5 protein-coding genes and 1 pseudogene are annotated in these 3,633 nt (G+C 73.6%); 3 read left to right on the top strand and 3 right to left on the bottom strand.

Annotated elements, in window-relative coordinates; genetic code table 11:
* The first annotated feature begins 1 nt into the window (after window position 1).
* The 3 genes from IG86_RS45240 to IG86_RS44960 all read left to right on the top strand — a co-directional run bounded on the left by IG86_RS45240 (window position 2) and on the right by IG86_RS44960 (window position 866).
* Window positions 2-112: a LuxR C-terminal-related transcriptional regulator gene (locus IG86_RS45240; protein ID WP_276329197.1), complete on the top strand. Its 111-nt coding sequence runs from the start codon at window positions 2-4 to the stop codon at window positions 110-112.
* 249 nt (window positions 113-361) lie between these two features.
* Window positions 362-646 (top strand): DUF6400 family protein, encoded by a 285-nt coding sequence (locus tag IG86_RS0137940; RefSeq protein WP_045937546.1) that lies wholly within the window; start codon window positions 362-364, stop codon window positions 644-646.
* Window positions 633-866 carry a hypothetical protein gene (locus IG86_RS44960; RefSeq protein ID WP_078848697.1) on the top strand — a complete coding sequence of 78 codons (234 nt, stop codon included), beginning with the start codon at window positions 633-635 and terminating at the stop codon, window positions 864-866. Before IG86_RS0137940 ends, IG86_RS44960 begins: the two co-directional genes overlap by 14 nt.
* 20 nt (window positions 867-886) lie before the next feature.
* Here the strand turns inward: IG86_RS44960 and IG86_RS40470 are convergent, their stop codons facing one another.
* The 3 genes and pseudogenes from IG86_RS40470 to IG86_RS0137925 all read right to left on the bottom strand — a co-directional run.
* Window positions 887-1,417 (bottom strand): DUF4232 domain-containing protein, encoded by a 531-nt coding sequence (locus IG86_RS40470; protein ID WP_051785661.1) that lies wholly within the window; start codon window positions 1,415-1,417, stop codon window positions 887-889.
* Window positions 1,418-1,506: 89 nt separating this feature from the next.
* Complete coding sequence (locus tag IG86_RS0137930; protein WP_051785660.1) at window positions 1,507-3,072, bottom strand: serine/threonine-protein kinase; 1,566 nt, start codon at window positions 3,070-3,072, stop codon at window positions 1,507-1,509.
* A gap of 228 nt (window positions 3,073-3,300) precedes the next feature.
* Window positions 3,301-3,633: pseudogene (locus IG86_RS0137925) on the bottom strand (hypothetical protein); the annotation flags it as partial.

The raw sequence follows: 3,633 nt of genomic DNA, 5'->3' as shown, positions 1-3,633 counted from the left end.
CATGGGACTCTCCAAGCACACCGTCGACGCCTACCTGCGCCGCATCCGCGCCAAGCTCAACGTCAACACCACCGCCGAAATGACCCGCATCGCCATCGCACTCGGGCTCTGAACCACACCCCACCCGAGCACGGGTCCCACACACCCGCAGGGCACAGGGCAGCCGGGGCTGACGGAAGGGCGACAGGTCCCCGGCAAGTACAACGTGACCGGCGGCTTACCGTCCGGCCGCGGCTCAAGAGTGTGCCCCCACCGCACCCCCACGAACATCGACACCGCCCAGCGGAGCGCGGACCCATCGGCTGTGACTCCGCCCACCCTCTCTTGACCGGCGAAGAAAGGGTTACCTAACTTCAATGGCATGACCCCCCACAACCCCACTCACGGCACAGACTCCGGCCCGGACGCCGGCGGGTCCGGGCTGGTCGACTTCGCGGTCGACCTCACCTCGCAGGAGGTGCTCCGGCGCGCCCAGGTGATGGAAGCCCTCGGAGCCGACTGGGACCCCGTCGAGGTCCTCCAGGGCGAGGAGGCCGCGTACGACCTGCTCTACTCCGGACTCGACAGCGAGCAGCAGCGCCTCTACGACGACCTCGTCGCGGCCGGAGTGCTGCCCGACCGGGGACACGGCCGTGCTGCCCATTGACCCGCACGCCGACCCGGGACGGCGTGCGTGGATCCCCTGCCCCCGCTGCCCGGACGCACACGGCTGCGAGCCCTGCCAGGAACGACGGACCTGCCCCACCCACTGGCGCTACCTGCTCACCAACACCGGCAGCCTCCTCCACCTCCAATGCCCCACCTGCACCCACGTCTGGACACACGAAACCGGATTCGGTAACACCCGCACCCACCTCGGCCACTGACACAGCCCCTGGTGCGGGGTTCAGGGGGCGGGGCGGAAGGCGGTGGCGCGCACCGCGGTGCCGCACAGCGCGAAGTTTCCGCCGTCGTCCGGTGCCAGCTGCAGATGGCTGCCGGCCACGCCGATGACCATCGACGGCGCGGCGAACGGTTCGGCCCCCGAAGCGCAGTAGCCGTCCGCCTCACCCAGGACCGGGGTGAACGTGATGCGCGACTGTGCCGCCCCGCCGACGGGCAGCTCCACCGGGCCCGCCGGGCCCTGACGGACCACCGCGAGGGGGCGGGCATGCGCGGGCGCGCCCTGGCCGGCCAGCGCGATCGTCGGGTAGCCCTGCAGTACGCACCGCCCGGGGCCTTCGTTGACGACGGTGACCCGCATCGCGTCCGCCCCGACACGCTCCGCTCCGGCCGCCGCCAGCTGGCCGCCACGGCATGCCGGTACCGGCGCGGCAGCGGCGGCAGCGCCTGCGGCAGTCGCGGCGGTGGCCGGAAGGGCCACGCCCAGCAGAGCCACGGTCACGAGGGCCGCGGCCCGCTTCACGATGCGCGCCATGTCGTTCCCCTCTCGCGTGTTTTCAGCTCTCGCCTGTTTTCAGCGTGACACCACCCGCCGGTGCTCGCCCGCCCTCCGGCGGGCACGGGTCAGCCGCGGCGGGTGAGGGCGTCCGGCGCGCCGGCCGACTGGGCTCCTTCGGACTCGAGGGTCAACCGGTCTGGCTGGGTCATGGTGAGTACGTAGAGGTTCCCTCGGGGGCATTCGAAGGTGGCCGAACGGTCGGTTGGGTGGCTGGTCACCGCCGCGAAGACGGCGGAGTCCTGGCGGATCTGCCGAAGCTCCAGAGCCTCGGTACAGCCCAGGTTGCGCCCGGTGCCGAGTTCCTTGACGTCGCTGACCTGCCGGCCGACGAGCTCGCCCACCGCACCGGCGTTCAGGGTGACCGTGACGGAGAACGCGCCCGCTCTGGCCCGGGTGATGCCGTCCGCGTCCGGTGTTCCGGGCCCGGTGCCCGACCAGGTCCCCACCCAGGCGGTGGGCAGGACGGCGGCCTGCCCCGATACCTGACCCGAAGCGGACGCGGTCGGCGTCGGAGGCGGGGTGGCCTGGCCGCCACCCCCGTCACGGTCGCGGTCGCCGTCGCCGTCCATGAGGAGCCGCAGCGGGAACGCGGCCAGCGCGGCCACTACGACGGCCGCGCCCGCCACTGCGATCAGCCGGCCCCGGCCGGGCGCCCGCCCGCCGGCGGCCGCAGCGGGAGCCGTGGGGACCGGCGGCACGGACGGAGGGCCAGTCGGTGGCGCGGGAACGGCTGGGAGCGGAGGCGGCGGGGCGAGGAGCCGGGCCAGTTCGCTCTCGCGGCGGGCGATGTCCGCGGCCAGAGGCGGCGGCACCACGGCGTCCCACTCCCCCACCCCCGATGTCTCCCCGGCCGCAGCGGCGAGGTCGACGTCGGTCAGGCGCTGGTGGAGTTCTCGGGCGGTGGGCCGCTGAGCCGGGTCCTTGGCCAGGCAGTCCTCCACCAGCGGGACCAGATCCTCCGGGACACCGCCCAGGCGGGGCTCGTCGTGGACGATCCGGTACAGGAGCGCCGGCAGCTGCAGCTCCTCCCCCGCGGCCAGGAACGGACCGCACCCGGTGGCCGCGTGCACGAGGACCGCCGCGAGGGAGAACACGTCGGCCGCAGCCGAGACGACGGCGCCGGTGGCCTGTTCCGGGGCGAGGTAGCCGGGGGTGCCGATCACCGTGCCGGTCTGTGTGTAACGGGCATCGCGGGTGGCGCGGGCTATGCCGAAGTCGATGAGGAAGGGTCGCTCACGGCCCAGCAGCACGTTGGCCGGCTTGATGTCCCGGTGGATGACCCCGGCCGCCCCGACCGTCACCAGAGCCGCTGCCAGTTCCCGGGCCAGGCAGTACAGGGCGGGCCGCGGCAGCGGCCCGTACCGGTGGATCCAGTCGGCCAGGGACGGCGCGGGAACGTACTCGGTCGCCAGCCACTGCGGCGCGGCCCCCGGCGGGCTGAAGTCGACCACCGACACGGTCCACGGCCCCCGCACCCGGTCGCTGGTGCGTATCTCCCGGTCGAAACGCTCCGCGAAATCCGCCTGGAGACTCAGGTCCCGGTGCACCGTCTTCAGCGCCAGCGGCCGACCGGAAGCCGTACGGGCCAGGAACACCTCGCCCATCCCGCCCTCGCCCAGACGCGCCAGCAACCGGTAGCCACCTATCTCCGGCGGATCACCGGGCCGCAAAGCCTCCACCAACACCACCCGCCCACAACGCCTGTTGCCGTCCCGCCCGGATACGGGTCGCCTGGTGGGGCCACCCTAAGCGACCCCGCCACGCGCGAGACCCGGGGACGGACCTCGTGGGCAGGCCTTTGCGGGCGGCCCCGGTCGACAGGCCCCCGGGCCGAACCCCGGCGGGTATCCGCGGGCAGGTCAGCGGGCGGCGCGGTGGTCGTAGACGGCCAGTGACAGGGCTTTCATCGCGGCATGCGCGTGCCCGGCGTCCGCGCCCTGGTCGACCGCCTCCAGAGCGGCGGCCGCCGAGACCCGCACCGACTGCGGCAGACCCTCGTGGGCGCACACACGGTAGGCGACACCGCGGCGAGCGTCCCGTTCCTCCTCGCTGACCCCGAAGGCAGTCAGCGGGAAGGCCGCCGCCTGGTACGTCGCGACACTCACCAGAACCGCGTCCGCGACGCCCTCGGCATACCCGCCCACCCCATCGGAAAGAGCCACCGGAGCAGGGGCGGGGGCGGAGGTAGGAGC

The sequence above is a fragment of the Streptomyces virginiae genome (assembly GCF_000720455.1).
Taxonomy (GTDB): domain Bacteria; phylum Actinomycetota; class Actinomycetes; order Streptomycetales; family Streptomycetaceae; genus Streptomyces; species Streptomyces virginiae.
Note: the sequence above shows the minus strand (reverse complement) of the source record. Positions and strands in the feature narration are given on the sequence as shown.

Excerpts from the sequence above, each read along its gene's own strand:
- IG86_RS45240 (WP_276329197.1), top strand. The coding sequence starts at position 2 with ATGGGACTCTCCAAGCACACCGTCGACGCCTACCTGCGCCGCATCCGC.
- IG86_RS40470 (WP_051785661.1), bottom strand. The coding sequence starts at position 1,417 with ATGGCGCGCATCGTGAAGCGGGCCGCGGCCCTCGTGACCGTGGCTCTG.
- IG86_RS0137940 (WP_045937546.1), top strand. The coding sequence starts at position 362 with ATGACCCCCCACAACCCCACTCACGGCACAGACTCCGGCCCGGACGCC.